Origin of the sequence: Halomonas saccharevitans (genome assembly GCF_032333995.1) — a bacterium.
Classification (GTDB): domain Bacteria; phylum Pseudomonadota; class Gammaproteobacteria; order Pseudomonadales; family Halomonadaceae; genus Halomonas; species Halomonas saccharevitans.
On the sequence record NZ_JAVXUR010000003.1, the window covers coordinates 124,777 to 150,110 of the forward strand.

The 25,334-nt window shown below is 68.8% G+C and carries 25 protein-coding genes; 11 read left to right on the forward strand and 14 right to left on the reverse strand.

What is annotated here, in order from left to right; all coding sequences use genetic code 11:
• Positions 1 to 171: 171 nt before the first annotated feature.
• Positions 172 to 456, reverse strand: coding sequence for an XRE family transcriptional regulator (locus RSO68_RS08605; protein WP_315586295.1), 285 nt, complete (start codon positions 454 to 456; stop codon positions 172 to 174).
• 408 nt (positions 457 to 864) lie between these two features.
• On the opposite strand from RSO68_RS08605, the gene lhgO reads away from it, so the two are divergent.
• The 4 genes from lhgO (at position 865) to RSO68_RS08625 (ending at position 5,776) form a co-directional block, all read left to right on the forward strand.
• The gene (gene lhgO, locus RSO68_RS08610; RefSeq protein ID WP_315586296.1) at positions 865 to 2,061 is read left to right on the forward strand and encodes an L-2-hydroxyglutarate oxidase; all 1,197 of its coding nucleotides are present in this window, start codon (positions 865 to 867) and stop codon (positions 2,059 to 2,061) included.
• 186 nt (positions 2,062 to 2,247) lie between these two features.
• Positions 2,248 to 3,207, forward strand: a complete 960-nt coding sequence (locus RSO68_RS08615) for a TAXI family TRAP transporter solute-binding subunit (protein WP_089846961.1) — start codon at positions 2,248 to 2,250, stop codon at positions 3,205 to 3,207.
• A 6-nt stretch (positions 3,208 to 3,213) separates the two neighbouring features.
• Entirely contained in the window at positions 3,214 to 3,735 is a 522-nt protein-coding gene (locus RSO68_RS08620; protein ID WP_315586297.1) for a DUF1850 domain-containing protein, read from the forward strand.
• A gap of 37 nt (positions 3,736 to 3,772) precedes the next feature.
• Entirely contained in the window at positions 3,773 to 5,776 is a 2,004-nt protein-coding gene (locus RSO68_RS08625) for a TRAP transporter permease (RefSeq protein WP_315586298.1), read from the forward strand.
• Positions 5,777 to 5,861: 85 nt separating this feature from the next.
• Here RSO68_RS08625 and RSO68_RS08630 read toward each other — a convergent pair whose 3' ends face one another.
• On the reverse strand, positions 5,862 to 6,368 hold the full coding sequence (locus tag RSO68_RS08630) for a hypothetical protein (RefSeq protein ID WP_315586299.1): 507 nt from the start codon (positions 6,366 to 6,368) through the stop codon (positions 5,862 to 5,864).
• A gap of 238 nt (positions 6,369 to 6,606) precedes the next feature.
• On the opposite strand from RSO68_RS08630, the gene purE reads away from it, so the two are divergent.
• The 3 genes from purE (at position 6,607) to RSO68_RS08645 (ending at position 9,645) form a co-directional block, all read left to right on the forward strand.
• Positions 6,607 to 7,119 (forward strand): 5-(carboxyamino)imidazole ribonucleotide mutase, encoded by a 513-nt coding sequence (gene purE / locus RSO68_RS08635; RefSeq protein ID WP_089846952.1) that lies wholly within the window; start codon positions 6,607 to 6,609, stop codon positions 7,117 to 7,119.
• 22 nt (positions 7,120 to 7,141) lie between these two features.
• Positions 7,142 to 8,254, forward strand: a complete 1,113-nt coding sequence (locus tag RSO68_RS08640; RefSeq protein WP_315586549.1) for a 5-(carboxyamino)imidazole ribonucleotide synthase — start codon at positions 7,142 to 7,144, stop codon at positions 8,252 to 8,254.
• A gap of 176 nt (positions 8,255 to 8,430) precedes the next feature.
• Positions 8,431 to 9,645, forward strand: coding sequence for a cation:proton antiporter (locus RSO68_RS08645; RefSeq protein ID WP_315586300.1), 1,215 nt, complete (start codon positions 8,431 to 8,433; stop codon positions 9,643 to 9,645).
• Between the two features lie 87 nt (positions 9,646 to 9,732).
• Here RSO68_RS08645 and RSO68_RS08650 read toward each other — a convergent pair whose 3' ends face one another.
• Positions 9,733 to 10,728: a YeiH family protein gene (locus RSO68_RS08650; RefSeq protein WP_089846949.1), complete on the reverse strand. Its 996-nt coding sequence runs from the start codon at positions 10,726 to 10,728 to the stop codon at positions 9,733 to 9,735.
• Positions 10,729 to 10,839: 111 nt separating this feature from the next.
• Between RSO68_RS08650 and RSO68_RS08655 the strand changes: the two genes are divergently transcribed.
• Positions 10,840 to 11,757, forward strand: coding sequence for a LysR substrate-binding domain-containing protein (locus RSO68_RS08655; RefSeq protein WP_315586301.1), 918 nt, complete (start codon positions 10,840 to 10,842; stop codon positions 11,755 to 11,757).
• 75 nt (positions 11,758 to 11,832) lie between these two features.
• Positions 11,833 to 12,552 (forward strand): glutamine amidotransferase-related protein, encoded by a 720-nt coding sequence (locus RSO68_RS08660; RefSeq protein ID WP_315586302.1) that lies wholly within the window; start codon positions 11,833 to 11,835, stop codon positions 12,550 to 12,552.
• Positions 12,553 to 12,584: 32 nt separating this feature from the next.
• On the opposite strand, the gene iadA is transcribed toward RSO68_RS08660, so the two are convergent.
• The 9 genes from iadA to RSO68_RS08705 form a co-directional block, all read right to left on the reverse strand.
• The gene (gene iadA / locus RSO68_RS08665; RefSeq protein WP_315586303.1) at positions 12,585 to 13,736 is read right to left on the reverse strand and encodes a beta-aspartyl-peptidase; all 1,152 of its coding nucleotides are present in this window, start codon (positions 13,734 to 13,736) and stop codon (positions 12,585 to 12,587) included.
• A gap of 64 nt (positions 13,737 to 13,800) precedes the next feature.
• Positions 13,801 to 14,580, reverse strand: coding sequence for a transporter substrate-binding domain-containing protein (locus tag RSO68_RS08670; protein ID WP_315586304.1), 780 nt, complete (start codon positions 14,578 to 14,580; stop codon positions 13,801 to 13,803).
• Between the two features lie 301 nt (positions 14,581 to 14,881).
• A complete protein-coding gene (locus tag RSO68_RS08675) occupies positions 14,882 to 15,643 on the reverse strand; it encodes a transporter substrate-binding domain-containing protein (RefSeq protein ID WP_315586550.1) in 762 nt (253 codons plus the stop codon).
• Positions 15,644 to 15,792: 149 nt separating this feature from the next.
• Positions 15,793 to 16,524, reverse strand: coding sequence for an ABC transporter permease (locus tag RSO68_RS08680; protein WP_089846943.1), 732 nt, complete (start codon positions 16,522 to 16,524; stop codon positions 15,793 to 15,795).
• Entirely contained in the window at positions 16,524 to 17,228 is a 705-nt protein-coding gene (locus RSO68_RS08685; protein ID WP_089846941.1) for an ABC transporter permease, read from the reverse strand. The genes RSO68_RS08680 and RSO68_RS08685 overlap by 1 nt, the downstream gene beginning before the upstream one ends.
• A 28-nt stretch (positions 17,229 to 17,256) precedes the next feature.
• Positions 17,257 to 18,027 carry an ABC transporter ATP-binding protein gene (locus RSO68_RS08690; RefSeq protein WP_089846939.1) on the reverse strand — a complete coding sequence of 257 codons (771 nt, stop codon included), beginning with the start codon at positions 18,025 to 18,027 and terminating at the stop codon, positions 17,257 to 17,259.
• A 349-nt stretch (positions 18,028 to 18,376) separates the two neighbouring features.
• Entirely contained in the window at positions 18,377 to 19,363 is a 987-nt protein-coding gene (locus tag RSO68_RS08695; RefSeq protein WP_089846937.1) for a succinylglutamate desuccinylase, read from the reverse strand.
• Positions 19,353 to 20,180, reverse strand: coding sequence for a DUF1338 domain-containing protein (locus RSO68_RS08700; protein WP_245781443.1), 828 nt, complete (start codon positions 20,178 to 20,180; stop codon positions 19,353 to 19,355). The genes RSO68_RS08695 and RSO68_RS08700 overlap by 11 nt, the downstream gene beginning before the upstream one ends.
• A gap of 116 nt (positions 20,181 to 20,296) precedes the next feature.
• Entirely contained in the window at positions 20,297 to 20,836 is a 540-nt protein-coding gene (locus RSO68_RS08705) for a lipocalin family protein (RefSeq protein WP_089846936.1), read from the reverse strand.
• Positions 20,837 to 21,001: 165 nt separating this feature from the next.
• Between RSO68_RS08705 and RSO68_RS08710 the strand changes: the two genes are divergently transcribed.
• Positions 21,002 to 21,892 carry a class I SAM-dependent methyltransferase gene (locus tag RSO68_RS08710; RefSeq protein ID WP_089846934.1) on the forward strand — a complete coding sequence of 297 codons (891 nt, stop codon included), beginning with the start codon at positions 21,002 to 21,004 and terminating at the stop codon, positions 21,890 to 21,892.
• Between the two features lie 31 nt (positions 21,893 to 21,923).
• On the opposite strand, the gene RSO68_RS08715 is transcribed toward RSO68_RS08710, so the two are convergent.
• A complete protein-coding gene (locus RSO68_RS08715; protein ID WP_315586305.1) occupies positions 21,924 to 22,997 on the reverse strand; it encodes a tartrate dehydrogenase in 1,074 nt (357 codons plus the stop codon).
• Between the two features lie 280 nt (positions 22,998 to 23,277).
• On the opposite strand from RSO68_RS08715, the gene RSO68_RS08720 reads away from it, so the two are divergent.
• A complete protein-coding gene (locus RSO68_RS08720; RefSeq protein WP_315586306.1) occupies positions 23,278 to 24,606 on the forward strand; it encodes a glycosyltransferase in 1,329 nt (442 codons plus the stop codon).
• A gap of 3 nt (positions 24,607 to 24,609) precedes the next feature.
• On the opposite strand, the gene RSO68_RS08725 is transcribed toward RSO68_RS08720, so the two are convergent.
• The gene (locus tag RSO68_RS08725) at positions 24,610 to 25,290 is read right to left on the reverse strand and encodes a TVP38/TMEM64 family protein (protein WP_315586307.1); all 681 of its coding nucleotides are present in this window, start codon (positions 25,288 to 25,290) and stop codon (positions 24,610 to 24,612) included.
• Positions 25,291 to 25,334 lie beyond the last annotated feature (44 nt).

Consider the following 25,334-nt stretch of genomic DNA (forward strand, 5'->3'; position numbering starts at 1 on the left):
TGATGTCGATCAAGAGATCATTAGCAAGCTCTTAATGTTGGCGTAATGTCTGAGTAAGTTTCTGAAATTTAAGTGAATTGATGAGAAGGAAGAGACAAAAAAAACGCCCCGCCGAGAGGCGGAGCGTTCGCTGTTCTTGATGCCGGAGCGTGTGCCCGAGGCGTCCATCGATCAGGGCGGCGTGGGTGTCCCGCTCGTATCGATGCTGTGATAGACCAGGCGCATCTCGTCAACCGAGAGATGCTCCAGCTTCCCCGAGAGGAGGTCGCTGATCTTCTGCATCGGCAGACCGGCGCGGCGAGCGATTTCGCGGCTGCCCAGGTCAGACACGGCGATCAGCCGTGTGATGATACGCATTAGGCGCGTACGTTTTTCCAGGTCCCTGACATCGAGGCCAGGGCTACTTCGAGGAGGGTCGGTCGGTTCCGCGTGGGCGGTAAGACGTGCCGTGCTCATGATGCTCCAGTTGGCAATTGCGACAAGCACACTATGGCGGCTGAAGAGCGTTTTTGCCAGTCTCCTTTCGAGGAATTTTCGGGGAAAAATCGACCCTCCGGCGGGGGGGCATCGAGGCACCACCGGTGCGGGATATTCAACGCTCCTCAAGGGCCGTCGTTCGGCCCCTCGCATGGCGGAAGGGTCGAGCGGTTGCTCCCGATCTGCGCCGCGAGCCGAGGCGCCAGCGAGGCCATGTCACCCACGCCAGAAAACTGCGCAACTCGCGCCAGGCGTGGGCCATTCATGAGCCAGCCTCGAGCCATTCGTCAAGAACCCGGCCTGAGACGCCATGCCCCACGCGAGAGTACCCTGACGGGGCCACGCCATGACCGCGGCGTGGCCGTCGCATGACACAACGAGGACGGCATGTTTGATTTCATCATCATCGGCGGCGGCATCCTGGGGATGTCCACCGCCATGCAGCTCCAGCAGGCCTGGCCCGATCGCCGCATGCTGGTGGTGGAGAAGGAGCGCGAGGCGGCGTGCCACCAGACCGGCCACAACAGCGGTGTCATCCACGCCGGGGTCTACTACACCCCGGGCAGCCTCAAGGCGCGCTTCTGTCTGGAGGGCAACCGGGCCACCAAGGCGTTCTGCGCTGCCCACGACATCGCCTACGACATCTGCGGCAAGCTGCTGGTGGCCACCAACGAGCAGGAGAAGCAGCGCATGGAGGCGCTGTGGGATCGCACCGCGGCCAACGGCCTGGAGCGCGAGTGGCTCTCCCGTGAGGCGCTCAAGGAGCGCGAGCCGAACATCACCGGCATCGCCGGCATCTTCGTGCCCTCCAGCGGCATCGTCGACTACGCCGAGGTCACCCGGGCGATGGCCGCCGAGTTCGAGCGCCTGGGCGGCGAGATCCGCTACGGGGCCGAGGTCACCGCCCTGGCGGAGCGCCGCCAGGAGTTGGTGGTCACCACCGGCGCGGGCGAGTTCACCGGACGCTACCTGGTGTCGTGCTCGGGGCTGATGGCCGATCGCGTGGTGCGCATGCTCGGCCGCGACCCCGGCTTCAGCATCTGCCCGTTCCGCGGCGAGTACTACCTGCTGCCCGCAGAGCACAACGCCATCGTCAATCACCTGATCTACCCCATCCCGGACCCGTCCATGCCGTTTCTGGGCGTGCACCTGACGCGCATGATCGACGGCAGCGTGACCGTGGGGCCCAACGCCGTGCTGGCGCTGGCCCGGGAGGGCTACCGCAAGCGCGACGTCTCGCTTGTCGACATGGCGCGGATGTTCAGCGACCCGGGCATCCTCCGGGTGCTGGGCAAGAATCTGCGGCCGGGGCTCACCGAGATGAAGAACTCGCTGTACAAGCGCGGCTACCTGGAGCTGGTGCGCAAGTACTGCCCGAGCCTGACCCTCGATGACCTCACACCCTATCCGGCCGGGGTGCGCGCCCAGGCGGTGACCCGCGACGGCAAGCTCGTCGACGACTTCCTGTTCGTCAACACGCGGCGCACCGTGAACGTCGGCAACGCCCCGTCCCCGGCGGCCACCTCGGCGCTGCCCATCGGCGCGCACATCGTCGACAAGGTGAAGGAGCTGGTCGAGTCGTGATCCTGCGATGTCGACCTAAGGAGGATTGCCGAAAATATCAGAGAACGTAGAAATAGTGGCATGGTGGCTCACGCTCGCCCCGTGCTAGCGTTGCCTGAGGCACCGCGATCTGGTGCCGGAACAACTCATAACAACCATTTACAACAACAATCCACTACAACCTGGTTCCAGGACCGGAGGAATGCCATGCGAATCCTGAAGTATGCCGCTACCGCCACGCTGCTGGCCACGGCCCCGCTGGCCGCCGCCCAGCAGCTCTCCATCGCCACCGGCGGCACCGGCGGCACCTACTATCCCTATGGCGGCGGTCTCGCCGAGCTGATCGGTAACCACATCGAGGGGGCCGATGCCGTCGCCGAGGTCACCGGTGCCTCGGTGGAGAACATGGGGCTGGTGTGGCGCGGCGACTCCGACCTGGCCCTGGCGCTGGCCGACACCGTCTACCAGGCCTATAACGGCACCGGCGACTTCGAGGGCCGCCAGCTCGAGAACATCCGTGCGCTGGCCTCGATCTACCCCAACGCCGTGCAGATCGTCACCCTGGCCGATTCCGGCATCGAATCGCTCTCCGACCTCGAGGGCAAGACCGTCTCCGTGGGCGCGCCGGGCAGCGGCACCGAGGTCAACGCCCAGGCCCTGCTCGAGGCCAACGGCATCACCTATGACGACCTCGATGCGCGTCGCCTGAACTTCAACGAGACCGCCGATGCCATCCGTGACGGCGATATCGACGCCGGCTTCTGGAGCGTGGGCCCGCCCACCAGCTCGATCATGAACCTGGCCACCACCCGCGACATCCGCCTGGTCGGGCTGACCGACGAGGAGATCGCCAAGGCCAAGGAGGCCGAGCCCGTCTTCGCGGCCTATGAGCTCAAGGCCGGCCTCTACGAGGGCATGGGCGAGGCGGTGCAGAGCATCGGCATCCCCAACGTGCTCGCCGTGAGCAGCGAGATGGACGAGGAGCTGGCCTACCAGATCACCAAGGTGCTCTTCGAGCAGACCGACGAGCTGATCGCCATCCACCCGGCGGCCAACGACACCACTGTGGAGTTCAGCGTGGAGTCCACGCCGATCGGCTTCCATCCGGGCGCGCTGCGCTACTACGAGGAAGTGGGTGCGGAGATCGGCGACCATCAGCGTCCCTGACGTTCGATGCACGCATCACGCCTGATCGCGGGGCGGGCCTGGCTGCCCGCCCTGCTGCTGTGTGTGGGCCTGGCGGTCGGCGTTCCGGCGGCCGCGGCCGATCCGTCCCTGACCGAGGCCCGGCTGGAGGTGCGAGACGCCGCCGGCGAGTGCCTGGTAAGCCTGCCCATGCCCGAGGGCGAGGGCTGGTGCCTGGAGTGGAACCACTCGGTCGAAGGCTTTGCGGTGCTCGACTGCTACCGCCACCGCGACGGGCGCATGGTGCTTGAGCGCAGCCACCTGCCCGACTTCGCCGCGGGGCTCGACCATATCCCCGGGCGCGGCCGCCAGGTCTCGGACGGCGAGGGTGGCTACTGGATCGAGGCGATCGACGAACCCGTGCCGGGCAACACCTATCGGCTGCGGGTGGGGGCGATGCGCGTCGATCATCGCCTGGTGGTCGACGGCGTGCGCACGAGCCTCAGCCGCCTGGCGGCCAACGAGCGGGTGACGATCCGGCTGGCGCTGCCGGCCCCCACCCTCGACTGAACCACAACCCTGCGGACACTCCCGCGAGAGGATCACGATGAGCGAATCGGGCACCTCCCCCGTCATCCCCGGCAGCCAGGCGAACCATTCACGCCAGGTGCTGTGGCTGATCACCCTGGTGGCAGTGGGGCTCTCGCTGTTCCAGCTCTACTCCGCCGGCATTCAGCCGCTGGGGCTCTTCTACCAGCGCAGCATCCACCTGATGCTGATCATGATGCTGGCCTTCCTGATGTTCCCCCTGCTGGGGCCGAAGCACGATCGCGGGCTCGCCAGCGGGCTGGTCGATGCGCTCTTTCTCGGCGGGGCGCTGATTACCGGCGGCTACCTGGTGCTCTACCTCGACGACATCATCAATCGCGCCGGCTTCTGGAGCCAGACCGACATCGTCGTCGGCTGCATCGCCACCGTCACGGTGCTGGAGGCTGCCCGCCGGGCGGTGGGGCTAGGCATGACGATCATCGGCCTGATCGCCATCCTCTATGCCTTCGCCGGTCCGCGCGGCGAGCTGCCCTGGCTCGGCCAGTTCCTGCCGGGCATCCTCGAGCACCGCGGCTACAACCTGGACCGCCTGGTCGGCCAGCTCTACCTGGGACAGGAGGGCATCTTCGGCCTGCCGATGGGGGTGGCGGCCACCTACATCTTCATCTTCGTGCTGTTCGGCGCCTTCCTCGAGATCACCGGCGCCGGCAAGTTCTTCATCGACCTGGCCTACGCCGCCACCGGCCGCCAGCGCGGCGGGCCGGCCAAGGCGGCGGTGATCGCCTCGGCCGGCATGGGCTCGATCTCCGGCAGCGCCATCGCCAACGTGGTGACCACCGGCGCCTTCACCATTCCGCTGATGAAGCGCCTGGGCTACAAGCCTCACCAGGCCGGCGGCATCGAGGCGGCGGCCTCCACCGGCGGCCAGATCATGCCGCCGCTGATGGGCGCCGGGGCCTTCCTGATCGCCGAGTACACCCGCATGCCCTACCTCGACGTGGTCAAGGTGAGCATCCTGCCGGCGATCATGTACTTCGCCACGGTCTATCTGTTCGTGCACATCATCGCGCTCAAGCAGGGCATGCAGGGCATGGCCAGGGGCGAGCTGCCGCAGATGCGCGACGTCATGGGCGCCGGCTGGCACTTCCTGCTGCCGCTGGCGGTGCTGGTGTGGCTGCTGGTGATGAACATGTCGCCGATGCGGGTGGGCTACTACGCCATCCTCACCATGCTGGCGGTGGCGGTGGCGCGCTTCGCGGTGTGGTTCCTGTTCATCGCCCCGCGCAAGGGTGACAAGGTCACCGCCGCCACCCTCACGGAGGCGGTGAGGCGCGGGCTGCTCAAGCTGCTCGGCGGCCTGGAGCTGGGGGCCCGCAACGCCGTGGCGGTCTCCATGGCCTGCGCCGTGGCCGGGATCATCGTCGGCGTGGTGGGGCTGACGGGCCTGGGCCTGAAGTTCTCCTCGATGATGATGGCCTTCTCCGGCGGCAACCTGCTGCTGGCGCTGGTCATGGTGCTGCTGGCGAGCCTGGTACTGGGCATGGGCCTGCCGGTGACCGCCAGCTACATCGTGCTGATCGTGCTGGTGGGCCCGGCGCTGACGGCCGAGTTCGGCGTGCCGCTGCTGATCGCCCACCTGGTGGTGTTCTGGTACTCCCAGGACTCCAACGTCACGCCGCCGATCGCCCTGGCCGGCTTCGCCGGGGCGGCGATCGCCGGGGCCAAGCCCATGGATACCGGCCTCCAGGCCTGGAAGTTCGCCAAGGGGCTCTACCTGATCCCGCTGTTCATGGTCTACAACCCGGAGATCATCATGGGCGGCCCCGTGCCGCTGCTGGTGTGGACCGCCTTCACCGGCTTACTGGCGCTGGGCGCCTTCGCCGCGGCCCTGGAGGGGTATCTCTTCACGCGCATGGGCTGGCCCTCGCGAGCGCTGCTGCTGCCGGGGATCGTCGCGGTCTTCTACCCTAGCCTCGCGGTGGAGGCCGCCGGGGCGGCGTTGATGGTGCTTGTCCTGGCCGGCAACTGGCTGATCAGCCGGCGCTCGAGCGTGCCGGCCTGACGCGGTCGGCCTGACGCGGTCGGCCGGATGCGAAAGTCCCCGCCCGAGTCGCCTCGGGCGGGGACTTGAGCATGAGTGCACGAATTTAGTAGGTCGTGTCGCCGTCGACGGCCTCCTCGGCCTCGTTCATCGCCTCATCGGCCGTCTCTTCGGTGGCTTCCGCGGCGTCCCCGGCCTCGTTCATCGCCTCGTCGGCCGCTGCTTCGGTGGCCTCCATGGCGTCTCCGGCCTCGCTCATCGCCTCGTCGGCCGCTTCTTCGGTGGCCTCCATGGCGTCCCCGGCCTCGCTCATCGCTTCGTCGGTCGCCGCTTCGGTAGTGTCCATGGCGTCTTCGGTGGCGCTCGCGACCTCCTCGTCGGCGGCGTCCATGGTGTCAGCCGTCTCCGTGGCGGCATCGTCCATGGCCTCGCCGGTCTCCTCGGCGGCCTCGTTCATGGCCTCGCTCGCTTCGTCGGCGGACTCCTGCATCTCCTGCTCGATCTGCGTCTCGGTCTCGGCGGCCTCGTCGGCGGCGGTGTCGCTGCCGTCGTCGCAGCCGGCAAGCATCAGGGTGCCGGTCAGGGCGGCGATCAGGATCAGTGGCTGTTTCATGTCTCTCTCCGTCGTTGGGTGAATCCGCTGGGCGTGCTCCTTTCGCCCCACACACACTGACCCTAGCAGCCAATCTGGCACTCAGGGTGAAAGTGTTGTCGCGCTGCGGCGACGACCGCGCCTCGGGTGAGGAAGCCCGCGCCGTGCTCTGCTAGAATACTCGCCTTCCATTCTTGACCGTGCCGCGTGGTGCCTGCCCCGTGGCCCTTTCGTCGTTCGTTTTTGCCAGGAGTCGCAGATGTCGTCATCGAAGCAGTCGCCGAGGGTCGGCGTGATCATGGGGTCGAAGTCGGACTGGCCCGTCATGGAGCATGCCGTGGCGATGCTCGAGCGCCTGGGCGTGCCCTGCGAGACTCGGGTGGTCTCCGCCCACCGCACGCCGGACCTGCTCTTCGACTACGCCAAGTCCGCCGCCGAGCGCGGCCTCTCGGTGATCATCGCCGGCGCGGGCGGCGCCGCCCATCTGCCCGGCATGGTGGCCTCCCAGACGGCGCTGCCGGTGTTCGGCGTGCCGGTGGAGTCCAAGGCGCTGAAGGGGCTGGATTCGCTGCTCTCCATCGTGCAGATGCCCGGTGGCGTCGCCGTGGGCACGCTGGCCATCGGCAAGGCCGGCGCGACCAATGCCGGGCTGCTGGCCGCCCAGGTGGTCGGCCTGCAGGATGAGGAGGTGCGCCGCGCCGTGGAGGCCTTCCGCGCCGAGCAGACACAGACCGTGCTCGACCATCCTGATCCCCGGCCCGACAGTGAGTGAGGAGAAGGTTATGGAAAAAGCCATGAACATCGGCGTACTGGGAGCCGGCCAGCTGGGGCGCATGCTCGCCCTGGCGGGCTACCCGCTGGCCAACCGCTTCAGCTTCCTCGATACCACCGGCCATCCCAGTGCCGGGATCGGGGATGTGATCATAGATACGGATCAGAAGCACCTGGCGAACTTCCTCGAGAAGGTCGATCTGGTCACCTACGAGTTCGAGCACCTGCCGGTACCGCTGGTCCAGGCCATCGAGGAGCACCGGCCGGTGCATCCCTCCAGTGAGGCGATCCGGGTCTGCCAGAACCGCGCCGAGGAGAAGGCGCTGTTCGACCGCCTGGCGATCCCCACGCCGGCCTATCGCCTGGTGGAGAACGCCGAGGAGCTCGAGGCGGCGGCTCGGGAGCTGGGCACGCCGGTGGTCGCCAAGTCGGTCACCGAGGGCTACGACGGCAAGGGCCAGGCGGTGTTGAAGGACCCGAGCGAGGCCTCTGAGGCCTGGCGGGCGATCAACCATCCGCGGCTGATCGTCGAGGCCTTCGTCGACTTCGTGCGTGAGGTGTCGATCATCGCGGTGCGCGGCCGCGACGGCGAGGTGGCCTTCTACCCGATGGCCGAGAATCAGCATGTGGACGGCATCCTGCGCTACTCGATCGCGCCGATGCCGGATCTGGACGACAGCGTCCAGCACCTCGCCGACGGCTACATCCGCGCGCTGCTCGACGAGCTCGACTACGTGGGCGTGCTGACCCTGGAGCTGTTCCAGGCCCGCGACGGCGCGCTGCTGGCCAACGAAATGGCCCCCAGGGTGCACAACTCCGGCCACTGGACCATGGACGGCGCGGTGACCAGCCAGTTCGAGAATCACCTGCGTGCCATCCAGGGCCTGCCGCTGGGCGATCCCGCGGCGCGCATGCCGACCTGCATGGTCAACGTGATCGGTCGCGAAGGCGAGGCGGCCAAGCTCCTCGCCCTGCCGGATGCCCACCTGCACCGCTATGACAAGGCCGAGCGGCCTGGCCGCAAGCTGGCCCACGTCAATCTGCTGGCACCGACCCACGAGGCGCTGCTCGAGCGGGTGCGCGCCTGCGCGGCCCTGCTGCCGGACGCGCCCGAGCCCCGCTTCAGCTTCGACTAGCCCCGTGACCAACCGGCCGGGTGGCCCCGCCGGCAATGCAGAAGGCCCCGCAGGTGCGGGGCCTTCTGTCGTCAGGCGTCATGCTCTGGCCTGTGGCATGGTAGGCGTATCCGGCCGTCGATGAAGGTCAGCGGAATCGGCGCGCGAAACTGTGGCATCACAGGGAGGACGAATCGGTGACGGAGACCGCCGTTCATGCACCGGCCTGGCTGCCGGTGGCGTTGTCGCCGAGCGCGGCCGCGCTGATCCTGCTGGGGGTGATCCTCTCCTCGAGCATCTTCGCCGACGCTGTGGCGCGCCGGACCCGGCTGCCGCGCATCTCGCTGCTGGTGATGGTCGGCGTGCTCGTGGCCGTCATCCAGCAGCTGGTGCTCGAGGTGCCGGACGCGCGCCCCCTCAATGGCTTGGGCGAGCCGTTGATCCAGGTGGCGCTGGTGATGGTGGCCTTCCTGCTCGGCGGCGAGCTGACGCGCGAGCGCCTGCAGAGCATCGGCCCGCTGCTGCTGATCCTGTCGCTCTCGGTGATCGGGGTGGGCGCCCTGGCCGTCGGCATCGGCCTGATGGCGCTGGGCTTCCCGCTGGTGGTGGCGGTGTCGCTGGCCGCCATCTCGGTGGCCACCGACCCGGCCGCCGTTCAGGAGACCGTGCACGCCAGCGGCGACACCCGGCTACGGGCGCGGCTGCTGCTGGGGATCGTGGCCATCGACGACGGCTGGGGCATCGTAGTCTTCGGCTTGGCCATGGCACTGCTGGGCTGGGGGCTGACCGGCGCCGGGGGCGGCGAGCTGGCTCTGATGGAGGCCGGCTGGGAGCTGGGCGGCGCGCTGCTGCTGGGCAGCGCGGTGGGCCTGCCCGCCGCCTGGCTGACCGGGCGGCTGAAGCCGGACGAGCCGACCCAGGTCGAGGCCCTGGCGCTGATCCTGCTGCTGGCCGGGCTCTCGGAGTGGCTCGGGGTCTCGTCGCTGCTGGCCGCGATGATCACCGGGGTGCTGGTCGCCAACCTCTCCACCCACCACACCCGCTCCTTCAACGAGATCGAGCATATCGAGTGGCCCTTCCTGGTGTTCTTCTTCGTGCTCTCCGGGGCCAGTGTCGATCTCTACCACCTGGACGACGCTCTCGGCCTGACCCTGGCCTATATCCTGCTGCGCCTGCTGGGACGCTACCTGGGCGGACTGCTGGGGGTGCGCCTGGCCCGGGAGCGCCAGGCCGAGCTGCCGCGCAATATCGGCCTGGCGCTGACGCCCCAGGCGGGGGTGGCGATGGGCATGGCGCTGCTCGCCGCCGAAAAGTTTCCCGCCCACGGGACCGTCCTGCTCTCCGCGGTGGTGGGCTCGACGGTGGTCTTCGAGATTCTCGGACCCGTCCTGGTCCGGCGGGTGCTGAGATAGCGGATACGAAAACGGCCGACACGCGAGTCGGCCGTTTCGGTGTTCGACGGGTCAGGTTCTCTGCGGATCAGGCCTCGGTCGAGCGCATCAGCCCATCAGCAGGCGGCTGGCCAGAAAGCCGCCGGTGAGCAGCATCACGAACAGCGTGAGGGCCAGGATGAAGGGCTTGATGCCCAGCGCCTTGAGCTTCTCCAGCCGGGTCTCGTAGCCCAGCGCGGCCATGGCCATGGCCAGCGCCAGCTGGCCGACCAGCACCAGGCCCTCATGCAGGGGGGCGGGCAGGCTGATCAGGCTGTTGACGACCACCATGGCCATGAAGCCGAAGGCGAACCAGGGAATCACCAGGCCGCCGCCGGCCGTCTGTGCCTCGCTGCCCTCGCCACGGCGCATCCACCACTGGCCGACGATCAGCAGGAAGGGCACCAGCAGCATTACCCTCACCAGCTTGACGATCACCGCGTTGGCCAGGGCGTCGGGGCCCACCGCCTCACCGGCGGCCACCACCTGGGCGACCTCGTGCACGGTCGCGCCGATATAGATGCCGTAAAGGCCCTCGTCCATGCCCAGCAGCGGATAGAGCAGCGGGTAGAGCAGCATTGCCAGCGAGCCGAACAGCACCACCGTGGCCACCGCCATGGAGGTGGCCGCCGGGCGCGAACGGATGGTCGACTCGGTGGCCAGCACCGCGGCGGCGCCGCAGATGGCGCTGCCGGCGCTGGTCAGCAGGGTGGTCTCACGGTCCATGCCGAGCACTCGGGTGCCGATGAAATAGCCGGCGACCAACACGCTCGAGATGATCAGCACGTCGAGCAGCAGCACCTTGGGGCCCAGCGCGGCGACCTGCTGCAGGGTCAGCGAGAGGCCGAACAGCACGATGCCGCTGCGCAGCAGCCAGCGGGTGGCAAACTTGAGTCCGGGCGCGGTGTGGCGCAGGCGGCCTGCCAGCGGGGTGTTGCCGGCCAGGATGCCCAGCAGTAGCGCCACGACCAGCGGGCTGATGCCGGCGTTAGCCAGCAGGGGGAGTTGCGCCAGACCGAAGCCGGCGGCGGTCAGGGTGATGCATACCACCAGGCCTTGCCACATGATGATGTCCTCTCGACGGGGTTCGCGGGACTATCCTAGGCGCGGCTCAGCTCGTATGGTTATCAGTTAATAACGAACTGGCTATTCGGAAAAACCGATATGACACCCACGGTGAGTTTTCGACAGCTGCAGGTCTTCGCCGCGGTGGCGCGCCTTGGCACGGTGAGCGCGGCCGCCGCCGAGCTCAGCCTCTCCCAGTCGGCAACCAGCCAGGCGCTCTCGGACCTCGAACGCCACCTGGGGATCGCGCTCTTCGAGCGGCTGGGGCGTCGCCTGCATCTCAATGACCTGGGCCGCCGGCTGTTGCCTCGCGCCGAGGAGCTGCTCGACGGCGTCTCCGGCTTCGTGGCCGAGGCCACCGAGCCCGAGGGGCGCCTGCAGGGGGTGCTCAGCGTGTCGGCCAGCGCCACCGTGGGCACCTACCTGCTGCCGGCCCTGGCCGGTCGCTTCAGCGAGACGCATCCGGCGGCGGACCTGCGGCTCAAGCTGCGCAACACCTTCGAGGTGATCACCGACGTGCTGCGCCTGGAGGCGGACCTGGGCCTGATCGAGGGGGAGTGTCGAGAGCCGTCACTGGCCAGCGAACCTTGGTGCGAGGATCGCATGGTGGTGGTGGCCGCACCCGGCCATGCGCTGGCGCGGCGCGGACGACTCGACGAGGCGGCGCTGGCCGAGGCGGACTGGATCCTGCGCGAGACCGGCTCCGGGACCCGCAGCGTCTTCGAGCAGGCCATGCGCGCCCGCGGCGCGCCGCCCAGGGTGCGCATGGAGCTTGGCCAGCACGAGGCCATCAAGCAGGCGGTGCGGGCCGGCCTGGGGCTTGGCTGCCTGTCGCGGCTGAGCGTGGCCGGCGAGCTCGAACGCGGTGAGTTGATCGCCCTGGACACGCCCCTGAGGCTGCGCCGTACCTTCTCGCTGGTCTGGCACCCGCAGCGCTATCGCAGCCCGCTGTGGCAGGCCTTCAAGGTGTTTCTCGTCGAGACGCGCCGCTCGGGCCCACTCGACACGGAGCCCGCCGGCGAACCCTAGCCACCGGGCGCTGGCTATACTCGAGCCAGTGCGGTCGCGGCAGGGAAGCGGCCGCGGCCATCAGGAGGACAGGCGATGGTGATCGGACTGCTGCAGTGCGATGACGTGGCACCCGAGCTGCGCGAGGCCCACGGCAACTATCCCGAGATGTTCGAGGCGCTGTTCCATCGCGTCGACCCGACCCTCGAGTTTCGCGTCTGGCGCTGCCTCGATGGCGAGATCCCCGATGATCTCGAGGCGGTGGACGCCTGGCTGATCACAGGATCGAAGTTCGGGGTCAACGACGCGTTGCCCTGGATCGCCGCGCTGGAGACCTTCGTGCGCAAACTCTGGGTGGCGGAAAAGCCCCTGATCGGCATCTGCTTCGGCCACCAGCTGATGGCGAAGGCCCTTGGCGGCGAGGTGGCGAAGAACGACAGGGGCTGGGGCGTGGGCCTCTCCTTCAACCGGGTCAACCAGCGCGCCGACTGGATGGTGCCCTGGCAGCCCACCCTCGACCTGCTGGTCAGCCATCAGGATCAGGTGGAACGCCTGCCCCGAGTGGCGCGGCTGCTGGGCGGCAGCGACTTCTGCCCCTGCTACCTGATGCAGCTCGGCGAGCACTTCATTGGTGTGCAGGGCCACCCCGAGTTCACCAAGGCCTATTCCCGGGACCTGATGGCCCTGCGTGGCGAGCTGATCGGCCCCCATCGGGTGCGCCAGGGTGAGGCGTCACTCTCGGCCGCGGTGGACGATACCCTGATGGTGCGCTGGATCCTCGCCTTCGTGCGCCGGGCGATCGCGGTGCGGCAGTGACGCCTGCCCTCCGAGGGTGCCTCAGCATCGCCTCAGGCGCGATATACCCGCCGGCCCATTGCCCAGACCTCGTCGATCGCCCAGGCGTCATCGGCCAGCACCAGCAGATCTGCATCCTGTCCCACTTGCAGCCGCCCCTTGCGCGTCAGGCCTAAGGCGTCCGCGGCGTGGGTGCTGGCCGTACCAATGGCCTTGTCGAGCGCCACACCGTGCTGCTCGACGCACACGCCCAGGGTCTCGAACAGGCTGCCCAGCCGGCCGGGCTGAAGGCCGATAAAGCGGCCGGCGGCATCGAAGCGCGGCAGCGAGGCGTTGGCGTCCGATGACAAGGTGATCCGCGAAGGCTCGACTCTGGCTTCCAGGGCCTGGGCCACGGCCCGGGCGGCAGGGACTTCGCCCTCGGCCAGCAGTTCGGGCGTGGTGCTGGTGGTGAAGTCGATGCGTCCGCCTTCGCGGGCGAATCGCAGACCGTCCTCGAACAGCGCGGCGGTGCGGTTGATATGGGTGGGCAGGAACTGGGCGAGCGGAATGGCGCTGTGGCGGGCCACTTCGCGCAGCGGCTCGAGGCCGCCTTCGGCATCGCCGGTGTGGATGAAGACGATGCCGCCCTTGCCGGCCAGCATGCCGGCGGTGCGGGTCTCGGCCGCCAGCCGGGTCAGCTCCTCGCGGCTGGGCTGGGAGCCGCGGTGGTCGCTGATGGCCACCTCGCCCAGCCCGATGAACTCGGGGATGAAGGTGATGTCGCCGGCCACCGAGCCGGTCAGGGTCACTGGCGGCAGCTGGTAGGACCCCGTGTAGCAGTAGGTGGTCAGGCCGCCGGCGGCCAGTTCACGGGCCTTGCCCAGCAGGTTGGCGGGGGTGCGGGTCAGGGCATCGGTCCCCAGGGCGCCGACCAGGGTGGTGACGCCGGAGGCCAGGGCCTCGTCCAGGGCGAGCTCGGGGGTGCGGGTGCCGAAGCCGCCCTCGCCGCCGCCGCCGATGAAGTGCACCAGGGGGTCGACCAGCCCGGGGATGATCCGACGGCCCTCGAGGTCCTCGACCGTCACCGCCGGCCCCCGGGCGGGCGGCTCGCTCGCCTCGTCCGCCGGGACGATGGCGGCGAGGCGCCCGTCACTGATCAGCAGGTGGCACAGGCCGCGCGGCTCGGGGGCGTGCAGGCGGGCGTTCTTGAGCAGGGTCAGCATCGTCGCTCCTCTCGAAATGAAGACGCCGGCTTGCGCCGGCGTCCAGGGAAGGCCGGGTCGGCGCTTACAGCTTGACGTCGTAGCTGAAGTATTCGGCCATGATCTCGTCGTAGGTGCCATTGGTCTTCAGCGCCTGGAGGGCCTCGTTGAAGCGTTCGGCGAGCTCGCGGTCACGCTGGCGGAAGGCCACGCCGACGCCCTGGCCGAAGTACTTCTCCGGCTCCTTGATGAAGTCGCTGATGCGCTTGAAGTCGCTCTCCGGGGTGTCGATGTCGATCATCGCCTCGGCGATCGGATAGTCCATGAAGGTCAGATCCAGGCGGCCGGTGCGCATGTCGGCGATGACGTCGTCGGCGCTGCCGTAGCGGCGCACCTCGAGGACGTCGCCGAACAGGTCGGTGACGTAGTTGTCCTGCAGGGTGGCGCGCTGGACGCCCACGGACAGGCCCTCGAGGCTCTCGCGATCATCGATGTCGATGTTCTCGCCCTTGGCGGTGATCCAGGCACTGGGGGTGGTGTAGTAGGGCTCCGAGAACAATACTTGCCGGGCGCGCTCCTCGGTGATGGCCATCGAGGACATGATGGCATCGAACTTACGCGCCTTCAGGGCCGGGATCATGCCGTCCCAGGGTTGCTCGACCCAGGTGCATTGCCGGTCCAGGTAGTCGCAGACGGCGTTGCCCAGCTCGACCTCGAAGCCGGTCAGGGTGCCGTCAGGCAGCTTGTACTCGAAGGGCTCATAGGGTACGTCCACGGCCAGTCGAATGGGATCATCGGCTTGGACGCTGACGGTAAACAGGCTGGCGCCGAGGGTGGCGGCCAGCAGCAGCTTGGCGTGACGCATGGGGAATCCTCCCGTGAGGTCATGGATGGGCGTTGCTATTGTGGTCAGGGACTCGCCGCTGGGGCGATGGCGACAGGGCCGCCGTGATCAGCGCGGGGCGCCGTCAGGAACGGGGCACGGGCGTGCCGGGACGGCCGGGACGGCCATCGGGAAGGCTTACTCGTCGAACCACTCGCTGAGGTAGAAGCGCGGGGCAGCGGTCCGGCGGGGAGCGGGAATGAACGGAAGGTCGGTCGGCGCTGGAGTCATGGCACGGCCTCCTGGGCGCGTATCGCCCCGGGCGAGCCCGGGGCGGCAGCAATCAGTCGCCAAAGTACGTGGCGTGGATCTCCTCGTAGGTGCCGTCGGACTTGAGCGTAGCCAGCGCCTCGTTGAAGGCGGCGGCCAGTTCCTTGTCACGCTGACGGAAGGCGATGCCGAAGCCCTCGCCGAAGTACTCCTTGGGCTCGGTTACCTTTTCGCCGACCACCTTGTAATCGCCGGCTCCGCTGTCGAGCAGAGTGGACTTGCCGATCGGGAAGTCGAGGAAGGCGGCGTCGAGGCGGCCCGAATCCATGTCCAGCACCATGTCGTCGGCGGTGGCGTAGCGGTTCACGTCGGCCACGTCGCCGTACATGTCGGTGACGTAGTTGTCCTGCAGGGTGCCGCGCTGCACGCCGAGGGTCAGGCCCTCGAGGGTCTCGTCGGACGGGGTGCCGATCTCGACGTCGCCGGGAGCGAACCAGGCCGACGGCGGGGTGATGTAGGGATCGGAGAACAGCACCTGCTCGCGACGCTGCTCGTTGATGGTCATGGAGGACATGATGGCGTCGTACTTGCGCGCCTGCAGGCCGGGGATGATGCCGTCCCAGCCCTGCACGACCCACTCGCACTGGATGCCGATCTCGGCACACAGGGCGTTGCCCAGGTCGATGTCGAAGCCGGTCAGCTCGCCCTCGGGGGTGCGAAACTCCATGGGCTCGTAGGGCACGTCGACGCCGATGCGGATGTCGCGGACTTCGGCGTTGGCGCTGCCGGCGACCAGGGTGGCGCCGATGACGCCGAGACTGAGGAGGTGATTCATTTTCATGGGGTTTTCCCTGTTGTTGGTGCGTTCACCTTGTGGGTGCTGACCCGACCACAATATTCGATGATCGGGCCCATCGGAAGGGGCGAGCGCTGGATTCGAGCGCCCGCTTCCAACGCTTGTTTGACGCTCCTTGTCATCGACGGTCAGCCGCTGGCCGGCTTGAGGTGCGCCAGCAGCCGCCTTTCCAGGTAGCGGAACAGGTAGAGGATGCCGAAGGTGAGGCAGAGATAGATCGCCGCCACGAACAGGAAGGCATCGAAGGGCGCGTAGAAACGCGCGTAGACGAAGCGCGCCGCGCCGGTGAGATCCATGATGGTGACCACGCTTGCGATGGCGCTGGCGTGGAGCATGAAGATCACCTCGTTGCCGTAGGCCGGCAGGGCTCGACGAAAGGCGCTGGGCAGCACGATGCGTCGAAGCATCAGCCCCTTGGACATGCCGTAGGCCCGTGCCGCCTCGATCTCGCCGCGGTCCGTGGACTTGATGGCGCCGCGGAAGATCTCGGTGGTATAGGCCGCGGTGTTGAGGGTGAAGGCGATCAGCGCCGGCACGAAGGGCTTCTCGAGGATCACCCACAGCCAGGTCTCCTGGATGCCGTCGACAAAGACCACGCCGTAGTAGATCAGGTAGAGCTGAACCAGCAGCGGCGTGCCGCGAAACACGTAGCAGTAGAGGAAGATCGGCAGGCTCACCCAGCGGTACGTCGAGCCGCGGCCGATGGCCAGCGGCACCGCCAGCACCAGGCCGATGATCAGCGACAGGAACACCAGCTGCACGGTGGTGACCAGGCCCTCGCCGTAGTAGCCGAGGGTCTGCAGGGTGAAGATGCTGTTGTCGGCCAGGGCGGTTTCCAGCCAGGTCATCAGGGCGTCCATCAGTCTGCCTCCCGGTAGCCGGCGTTATAGCGTTTCTGCAGCCGCGCGAAGCCCCACTCGGAGACGCTGGCGATCAGCAGATAGATGGCGGCCACGATGATCATGAAGGTGAACGGCTCGCGGGTCGCCTTGGAGGCCTCGGCGGCTACGCGGACCATGTCCGAGAGGCCGATCACCGAGACCAGGGCGGTGGTCTTGAGCAGCACCATCCAGTTGTTGGAGAGCCCCGGGATCGCATGACGCATCATCTGCGGGAAGCGGATGCGCCGGAACACCAGCCAGTGGTTCATGCCGTAGGCGCGGCCCGCCTCGATCTGGCCGCTGTCGACTGCCAGGAAGGCGCCGCGGAAGGTCTCGCCCATGTAGGCGCCGAAGATCAGGCCGATGGTGATCACCCCCGCCACGAACTCGTTGACGTTGATGAAGATGTCGATCCCGAAGTGGTTATAGAGGGCGTCGGTGATCTGGTTGATGCCGATCTGGCCGCCGAAGAACAGCAGCATCATCAGCACCAGGTCGGGCACGCCGCGGATGATGGTGGTGTAGAGGGTGCCGATGCGGTGGGCCACCCAGCTGCGCGACATCTTGGCGCTGGCGGTGACCAGGCCCAGTACGATGGCCAGAGCCAGCGACAGCACCCCCAGCTGGATGGTGATCATGGCGCCCTCGAAGAGGCGCGGGCCGTAGCCATGCAGGTCGATCATGTCTCTCTCCTTGTTCCGGGCCGGCCCATCAGTGCTTGGGCGCCAGGAACTGCTTGAGGCGCTCGGAGGTGGGGTTGCCGAGCACCTCGTCGGGCGGCCCGGCCTCCTCGACCTGCCCCTGGTGCAGGTAGATCACCTGGGTGGAGACGTCGCGGGCGAAGGCCATCTCATGGGTGACCACGATCATGGTGCGGCCTTCCTTGGCGAGGTCACGCATCACCTTGAGGACATCGCCCACGAGCTCCGGGTCCAGCGCCGAGGTGGGCTCGTCGAACAGCATCACCTCCGGGTCCATGGCGAGTGCCCGGGCGATGGCGCCGCGCTGCTGCTGACCGCCGGACATCTGGGCCGGGTAGTAGTCGGCACGCTCGGCCAGGCCGACCCGTTCGAGCAGCTCGCGGGCGTGGGCGATCGCCTCCTGCTTGGGCTTGCCGAGCACGTGGACCGGGGCCTCGATGATGTTCTCGAGCAGCGTCATGTGGGCCCAGAGGTTGAAGCTCTGGAAGACCATGGAGAGCTTGGCCCGCATGTCGACGACCTGCTTCCAGTCGGCCGGCTCGCGGCCGTGCTTGGTCTCCTTGAAGCGGATCTGCTCGCCGTGGACGATCAGGTCGCCCTCGTTGGGCTGCTCGAGCAGGTTCATGCAGCGCAGGAAGGTGCTCTTGCCGGAGCCGGAGGCTCCGATCAGGGTGATTACATCGCCCTTGTGGGCCTTCAGGGAGAGGCCCTTGAGGACTTCGGTATCGCCGAAGCGCTTGGTGATATTGCGCACTTCCAGCGGAATCGGGGTATCGGCCATGAAACGGGCTCCAGATCGTGGGTGGTCCGCCGCATCGAGGGTCGGCCGGCGCGGGGCTTCGATCAACGTAGGTCTATGACCGCGTACTTGCGTGATCAACATAGATCCTTGATCGACGCAGGTCCGTGATTCACCCGGGTCCGCGATCAACGCGGGCCCGTGATCCACGGGTCGGCGATCAAAAAGGGGGCGATTCTAACAGGCCGGAGACGATCCGGCAGCGGGCCGCGTCGTCGCGATGGGCCAAGCGTGATTCTGGGGGCGAGGGGCACGGGTCATGGGGCGTCTCCTGTCTGTTGTTATTGTCTGCGATGAGGGTCGGGCACGGCCCCCAGCCGGGGGCACGCGATCAGGTCGGCGGTGGGCTCGGGACCACCAGCAGCGCCGCCCGGGCGCCGATCTCGACGTCGGCATTGGGAAAGACCACCGACAGCGGCGTCTCGCCGACGTCGAAGGCGCCGGCGCTGGCGTCTTCGGCGAGCCGGGTGCCCGGCGCGAATTCGGTGAAGTTCGGCGTGTCGTCGGGGAAGCAGAGCCGGAAGTCCGGGGCGTGGCGCATCAGCTCGTGCTCGGCGCGGAAGAAGGCCATGCCGGCCGGGTCGGCGCCCTCGGGCGCCCGGCCCTCGACCAGTGCCTCGAGCAGCCGGCCCATGGGGGCCAGGGGCGCGAGGTCGTTGGCGCCGAAGGGCAGGGCGCGCCCCAGTTCCAGGGTGAAGGCCGCCGCCCCGTGGTAGTGCTTCGAGTAGTGAGAGAAGGTCCAGCTGTGCCGGTGCTGGTGGAGCACCGCCTGGATGTCGGCGGCGGCCAGCCAGCGCCACTGTTCCTGCGCCGTCGGCGTCTCGCCGAAGGGCTCGACCACGAACCGCGGGAAGCGGCTGTCGCGGATCGCCGTGTGCAGGTCGTAGTGCAGCGGGGCAAGCGAGGCGTGACGGCCATAGAAGGCGTCCACCTCGGCCATCAGCGCCCGGGCCCGGTCGGGCTCGTCGCCGGCCTCCACGAGGTCGCGCCGGAACAGCCGGTTGAGGTTGGTCGTGACGAAGCGTTCGCCGCGCCGGATCGCCTCGGGGTGGCCGAGCATCACCAGCAGCGGCGCGCCCAGGCGCAGCAGGCCCGCCTCGAGCCGTGCGAGGACCGCGCCCACGAGCTCGATGGGCGCGGTCTCGTTGCCGTGGATGCCCACCGAGAGCACGCTCGCTCGGGCCTCGGCGGCGCAGGTATCCGGCGAGAGCTCGAGCACGCCGGGGGCGAGCAGCCGGTAGCGTCCGCCGGGCAGGCGCCCCTCGGACGGCGTGGCGGCCCGCCCGTCCAGCGCCTGGTCCAGCCACTCAGAGAGCATGGTCGCGACGCACGTCGGTGGATTCGAAGATCCGGTCGGCGCTGGCGGCGACGAAGCCCTGATAGAGCCGGCCCTCGGCGTCGGCATAGCGGCGGGCGAACTCGTAGTAGCAGGTGGGGATCTCCTCGACCCGGCCGCCGGCGAAGGTGAAGGGCATGCGGTCGGCCAGCGTCGAGGCCTGCTCCAGCAGCACCTCGGGTGAGCCCTTGATGCGCCCGCCGGAGGTGTTGATGGAAAGCCCCAGGGACTCGACCTTCTCCAGCAGCGACGCCAGGGTGGGGGTGTGGCGCAGCTGGTTGACGCTGATGGTGAAGTGGTTGGCGCGCAGCCCGATGATCGACAGCCAGGCGGCGTACTCGCTCTCCTCGGCCAGGGTGTTGTAGGCCTCCCAGCTCGGCGCCTCCCAGAGGCGGCCGGCCCACATCACCTCGGGCGAGGCGATTCGGGCGGGGTCGATCTGGGCCACCAGGTCATCGATGATCGCCTGGGTGGGAGCGGATAGCTCGTCGCACTTCAGCTCCGAGAGGAAGACCCGCGGCTGGTCGTCGCGGGGCGGCAGGTAGCCCCAGGCGCGCAGCTTCTTGGCCTCGAAGTCGTAGGGCTCCAGGCGGGTGTAGCCCAGCGCCAGCAGGTGCGGCTCCAGGTCGGCCAGGCGGATCGGCCCGCGGTCGAAGGTGCGAAAGGCCACGTGGTCGTTGACGATGGTCTCGCCGTCGGCGACCAGGGCATCGTGGATGCGGCTCGCCTGGGGCGTCATGGCGGTATAGTCGTCCCAGAGGCGGGCGAAGAACTGCTCGAGGCTCATCTCGGAGGGCATGCGGGCACCTGTTGTTGGCATGGTGGTGATGGTCGACACCTTCCCGTCAGCGCCCCATGGACTCAAGGCCTCGCGTCGGTCGGATGAAAGTGGCGGGACCCAGAGTGAAACTTCCCTCAGCGCCAGGCGGCGCAGGCCTCGCCCTGCTCCACCTCGATTAGCCCCTCCACCGGGAAGTCGAGCGCCCGGGCGCGCTCGACAAGCGTCTGGTAGGTGGCCGGCTCCATGTCCGGCGTGCGCGAGAGGATCCACAGGTAGTCGCGGTCGGGGCCGGCCACCAGGGCCCAGTCGTACGCCTCGTCCAGCGCGAGCACGTTGTAGCCGGCATAGAAGGGGCCGAAGAAGCTCACCTTCAGCCGCCCCTGTCCCGGCTCGCCGATCGGGTAGGCCTTGCCCTCGGCGACGTTTTCCTCCCCGGCGGCGAGGTCCACGCCGCGATTGATCACCCGCACGCCGCTTTCCTCGCGCCGCGAGTAGTCGGCGGTCACGCAGTCCAGCCCCTCCTCGAAGGAGTGGTCCAGGCGGGCGATCTCGTACCACTGGCCGAGGTAGCGGTCTAGCGTGAAGCCGGTGACGGCGCGGGTGCCCTCGGGCAGGCCGGTGCAGCCGGCGAGGCCGAGCCCCAGCAGGGCCGTGGTGATCAGCGGTCGGGACATCGCGGATGACTCCTTGTCGAAGGGCGTTCGAGAGAACGGTCGGGAAACGGCGGCCAGGGCCGGTAGCTGTGACCTTTGCACGATGGGGCGCGCGGCCGGCGGCGGATAGACTGGCGGTGCTCCTTGTTTCTCATCACGCCGTCAGCCTGCCGTCAGGACATCGCCATGACCGACCCCGTGGATCGCTTCGCCGCCCGCCCCTTCATTGCCCATTATGATGCGCCCCGCGCCGCCGGCAGGCAAAGCCTGCCGGCCCGTCTGCGCGACGCCTTTCGCGCGGCGGGGTGCGATCCAGAGCGGCTGACCCTCGACGAGATCGCCGGCATCGATCAGCTGCATCTGGGCGGGCGGCGGGCCAGCCGGTCGCTGGCGGCACTCGGTGGTCTTACGCCCGGCCAGCGGGTGCTCGATGTGGGCTGCGGCACCGGCGGGGCGAGCCGCCTGCTGGCCGCGGAGTTCGGCAGTGAGGTGACGGGGCTCGACATCACTCCCGCCTTCGTCGAGGTGGCCGCCTGGCTGAGCCGCGCCACCGGCTACGCTGAGCGCACGCGCTTCCTGTGCGCCGACGCTGCGCGGGTACCGCTGCCGGAGGCCAGTATGGATGTCGTCTGGTGCCAGCATGCGCTGATGAACATGCCTGACGCGGCGACGGTGCTGGCCGAGTGGCGGCGCCTGCTGGTGCCGGGCGGCCGGGTGCTGCTGCACGAGCCGGTGGCGGGCGACAATGACTCGCCGCTGCGGCTGCCGGTGCCCTGGGCGCGCGAGGTCGCGACCAGCCACCTGCGCTCCCGCGAGGCCCTGGAACGCCTGCTCGCCGCGGGCGGCTTCGTATCGGAGACGGTGCACGACGTCTCCAAGTCGGCGCTCGACTGGCGGCGCAAGCACGGCCGCCGAGAGGCGAGCGATGCGCCGCAGGCGTCATGCCCAACGCCGCCCACTCTGCCGGGGCCGTCGCTGATCTTCGGCGAGGCCTTCGTCGAGATGGGGCGCAACCTGGGCGACAACCTGGCCGCGGATCGGGTGCGCATCCTCGAGGGAGGGTGGCGAAAGGCCTGACCGGTCCACCCGTCATCGGGGTGTCCGATCGTCAGCCGCTGATGCGCTCGGCGATGGCGCGGCCGAGGGTCTCGGTGGTGCCGTGACCGCCGACGTCCGGCGTCAGTACCGCCGGATCCCCCTCGGCGAGCACCGCCTCGAAGGCGTAGACGATGGCCGCGCCGGCCTCCCCGTGGCCGAGGTGCTCGAGCATCATGGCGGCCGACCAGATCTGGCCGATGGGGTTGGCGATGCCTTGCCCGGCGATGTCCGGGGCGCTGCCGTGCACCGGCTCGAAGAGGCTCGGGAAGGCGCCGTCGGGGTTGATGTTGGCCGAGGGCGCCACGCCGATGGTGCCGGTGCAGGCCGGCCCCAGGTCGGAGAGGATGTCGCCGAACAGGTTGCTCGCCACCACCACGTCGAACCAGTCGGGGTGCATCACGAAGTTGGCCGCCAGGATATCGATGTGGAACGCCTGCACCGAGACCTCGGGGTAGCGCTCGCCCACCGCCTTCACCCGCTCGTCCCACCAGGGCATGGTGATGGCGATGCCATTGGACTTGGTGGCCGAGGTGAGCGTCTTTCGCGGGCGGCTCGCCGCCAGCTCATAGGCGTAGGCCAGCACCCGGTCGACCCCGGTGCGGGTCATCACCGTCTCCTGGATCACCACCTCGCGCTCGGTGCCCTCGAACATCCGGCCGCCGACGCTGGAGTACTCGCCCTCGGTGTTCTCGCGCACCACGTAGAAGTCGATATCGCCGGGCGCGCGGCCGGCCAGCGGGCTCTTCACCCCCGGCAGCAGCCTGCACGGGCGCAGGTTGACGTACTGGTCGAAGCCGCGGCGGAACTGCAGCAGTGAGCCCCACAGCGAGACGTGGTCGGGCACCGTCTCCGGCCACCCCACGGCGCCGTAGAAGATGGCGTCATGGTCCTTGAGTCGCTCGAACCAGTCGTCGGGCAGCATCTGGCCGTGCGCCAGATAGTAGTCGCAGCTGGCGAAGTCGAAGGGCTCGAGGGCAAGGTCGATACCGAAGCGCTCGGCGGCGGCCTCGAGGGCGCGCAGCCCCTCGGGCATCACCTCCTTGCCGATGCCGTCGCCGGGGATGACCGCGATGCGGTGGGTCATGGGTGGGCTCCTGGGCTTTATGGATCACCTCGCCAGTCTACTGCCTTACGCAACAAACCCCATCCCGGCAGGCCGCAACGTCTGTCTCCCGAGCAACAGGGGGCATGGGGGCAGGGCGAGGTGGGGTGGGTCGCTCTCTCCCGGCGCCTCTTTCGACGATGGGGCGATGCCGGGCCCCGTCGCGTAGCCGGGTCCCCGTCGCCTATCTTGAACAGGAGATGGTCAGCCGCCTGCCTTGCCGTCAGAATGTCGTCACTGAAAGTCGAGGAGCCACGTCCCCGTGAATGTGCTGATGTTCACCAATACCTACCTGCCCATCGTCGGCGGGGTCAGCGAGTCGGTTCAGCGGCTCAAGCGCCAGCTGCAGGCCGCCGGCCATCGCGTGCTGGTGGTGGCACCGCGCCTGGATGGGCAGCCCGCCGAGGAGGAGGACGTTGTGCGGGTGGTGGCCATGCAGCATTTCAACGGCAGCGACTTCTCGCTGCCGGTGCCGATTCCCGGCCAGCTCCATGAGGCGATCGAGGCCTTCGAACCGGATATCGTCCACGCCCACCACCCCTTCCTGCTGGGCGATACCGCCGCTCGGGCGGCCGAGACCTACGGTCTGCCGCTGATCTTCACCCACCACACCCTCTACGAGCACTACACCCACTACGTGCCCGGTGATTCGTCGCGCATGCAGCGCTTCGCCGTGGCGCTCGCCACCCAGTACACCTGGCTGTGCGACGAGGTGATCGCCCCCAGCGAGAGCATCCTCGGCCTCCTGCGCCGGCGCGAGGCCAACCCCGCCATCAGCGTGGTGCCGAGCGGCGTGGACACCGCGCGCTTCGCCCTGGGTGACGGCCGCGCCTGGCGGGCGCGGCTGGGTATCCCCGAGGACGCCTACGTGATGGGCCACCTGGGGCGGCTGGCCCGCGAGAAGAACCTGGCGTTCCTGGCCGAGGCGCTGGCAGGCGCCTTGGTGGCGCGCCCCGAGGCGCACGGCCTGGTGGTGGGCGAGGGCGACGCGCGAGGCGACATCGAGGCGGTGATGGTGGCGCGCGGCGTGGCGGATCGCCTGCACTTCACCGGCCGCCTGCAGGGCCAGGCGCTGATCGACGCCTACCACGCCATGGACGTCTTCGCCTTCGCCTCCCACAGCGAGACCCAGGGCATGGTGGTAGCCGAGGCCATGGCGGCCGGGCTGCCGGTGGTCGCCGTCGACGCCCCCGGGGTGCGTGAAGTGGTGGTCGAGGGCAGCAACGGCCGGCTGATCGCAGGCGACGACCTCGACGCCATGGCCCAGGCGCTGGCGGGGCTGGCCGTCCCCGGCGCGCGCTCGCCCCTGGCCGAGGCGGCGCTGGCGACGGCCGCCGGCTACGACGAGGCGCGCTGCGCCGCACGCTGCCTGGTGGTCTATCGCCAGGCCATCGCCCGGGGCGGGCCCTTCACCCACGCCGACGAGGGAGGCTGGGAGCGGATCCGCCACCGGCTGGGCGCCGAGTGGCAGATGTTTCGCCATCGCGGTCGACTGCTGCGCCACCTGGTGCAGGAGGAGTGGGAGCAGGAGCGTCCCGCCTGGTGGCCCGGCCATCGCGAGGAGGACGAGACCGAGGCGCCCCGAGAGTAGTCCTCAGCGGGCGCGGCGGCGCCGGTCTGACCAGCGCTTCAGCCCGACCAGCAGGGCCACTCCGACCAGCAGGCCGCCGGCCGCCCAGACAAGCTCGCCGCGGCTCTCGGCGGTGGCCAGCTGGCCCAGCTGGCTGCCCAGCAGGGTGACGCCGGCGAGCCCCGGGGCGATGCCCAGCAGCGAGCCGATCATGTAGTCGCGAAAGCGCAGGTGGAAGGCGCCGGCCATCATGTTGGTCAGGGTAAAGGGCGCCAGCGGCAGCAGATTGACCAGCGTCATGGTGCGAATGCCGCGGCCCGAGAGGTAGCGCGACAGGCCGTGCAGGCGCCGGCCGCCGTGGCGCATCAGCGCCTCGCGGCCCAGCCGGCGCCCGACCCACCAGGTCAGCATCGAGGCGGCCAGGGTGCCGGCCAGCGCGTAGCCAAAGCCCCACCAGGGCCCGAACATCAGGCCGGTCAGCGCCACCAGCAGGCTGAGCGGGAACATCACCAGCGAGGCGCCGGCGTAGATCGCCATCACCACCAGCACCGCCCAGGGCGCGTCGCGCCAGGCCACCGCCCCTTTCACCAGCGTCATCAGGGTCTCCACCGTCAGCAGGTCCCGCATGGCGAGCCACTGCCAGAGCAGGCCGAGGGCCAGGAGGGCGACCAGCAGGCCGGTGACGAGGACGAGGCGGTGGCTCATGTCGCGCGGTTCCATGGGGGCAAGGGGCCCCAAGCATACGGCAG

Bases quoted from the DNA above. Each gene is read 5' to 3' on its own strand.
- RSO68_RS08620 (WP_315586297.1), top strand. From the start codon at position 3,214: ATGCACGCATCACGCCTGATCGCGGGGCGGGCCTGGCTGCCCGCCCTG.
- RSO68_RS08670 (WP_315586304.1), bottom strand. From the start codon at position 14,580: ATGCGTCACGCCAAGCTGCTGCTGGCCGCCACCCTCGGCGCCAGCCTG.
- RSO68_RS08715 (WP_315586305.1), bottom strand. From the start codon at position 22,997: ATGACCCACCGCATCGCGGTCATCCCCGGCGACGGCATCGGCAAGGAG.
- RSO68_RS08625 (WP_315586298.1), top strand. From the start codon at position 3,773: ATGAGCGAATCGGGCACCTCCCCCGTCATCCCCGGCAGCCAGGCGAAC.
- RSO68_RS08725 (WP_315586307.1), bottom strand. From the start codon at position 25,290: ATGAGCCACCGCCTCGTCCTCGTCACCGGCCTGCTGGTCGCCCTCCTG.
- RSO68_RS08615 (WP_089846961.1), top strand. From the start codon at position 2,248: ATGCGAATCCTGAAGTATGCCGCTACCGCCACGCTGCTGGCCACGGCC.
- lhgO (WP_315586296.1), top strand. From the start codon at position 865: ATGTTTGATTTCATCATCATCGGCGGCGGCATCCTGGGGATGTCCACC.
- RSO68_RS08690 (WP_089846939.1), bottom strand. From the start codon at position 18,027: ATGGCCGATACCCCGATTCCGCTGGAAGTGCGCAATATCACCAAGCGC.
- RSO68_RS08640 (WP_315586549.1), top strand. From the start codon at position 7,142: ATGAACATCGGCGTACTGGGAGCCGGCCAGCTGGGGCGCATGCTCGCC.
- RSO68_RS08675 (WP_315586550.1), bottom strand. From the start codon at position 15,643: ATGAATCACCTCCTCAGTCTCGGCGTCATCGGCGCCACCCTGGTCGCC.
- RSO68_RS08660 (WP_315586302.1), top strand. From the start codon at position 11,833: ATGGTGATCGGACTGCTGCAGTGCGATGACGTGGCACCCGAGCTGCGC.
- RSO68_RS08695 (WP_089846937.1), bottom strand. From the start codon at position 19,363: ATGCTCTCTGAGTGGCTGGACCAGGCGCTGGACGGGCGGGCCGCCACG.
- iadA (WP_315586303.1), bottom strand. From the start codon at position 13,736: ATGCTGACCCTGCTCAAGAACGCCCGCCTGCACGCCCCCGAGCCGCGC.
- RSO68_RS08605 (WP_315586295.1), bottom strand. From the start codon at position 456: ATGAGCACGGCACGTCTTACCGCCCACGCGGAACCGACCGACCCTCCT.
- purE (WP_089846952.1), top strand. From the start codon at position 6,607: ATGTCGTCATCGAAGCAGTCGCCGAGGGTCGGCGTGATCATGGGGTCG.
- RSO68_RS08710 (WP_089846934.1), top strand. From the start codon at position 21,002: ATGACCGACCCCGTGGATCGCTTCGCCGCCCGCCCCTTCATTGCCCAT.
- RSO68_RS08685 (WP_089846941.1), bottom strand. From the start codon at position 17,228: ATGATCGACCTGCATGGCTACGGCCCGCGCCTCTTCGAGGGCGCCATG.
- RSO68_RS08650 (WP_089846949.1), bottom strand. From the start codon at position 10,728: ATGTGGCAAGGCCTGGTGGTATGCATCACCCTGACCGCCGCCGGCTTC.
- RSO68_RS08630 (WP_315586299.1), bottom strand. From the start codon at position 6,368: ATGAAACAGCCACTGATCCTGATCGCCGCCCTGACCGGCACCCTGATG.
- RSO68_RS08700 (WP_245781443.1), bottom strand. From the start codon at position 20,180: ATGCCCTCCGAGATGAGCCTCGAGCAGTTCTTCGCCCGCCTCTGGGAC.
- RSO68_RS08705 (WP_089846936.1), bottom strand. From the start codon at position 20,836: ATGTCCCGACCGCTGATCACCACGGCCCTGCTGGGGCTCGGCCTCGCC.
- RSO68_RS08680 (WP_089846943.1), bottom strand. From the start codon at position 16,524: ATGGACGCCCTGATGACCTGGCTGGAAACCGCCCTGGCCGACAACAGC.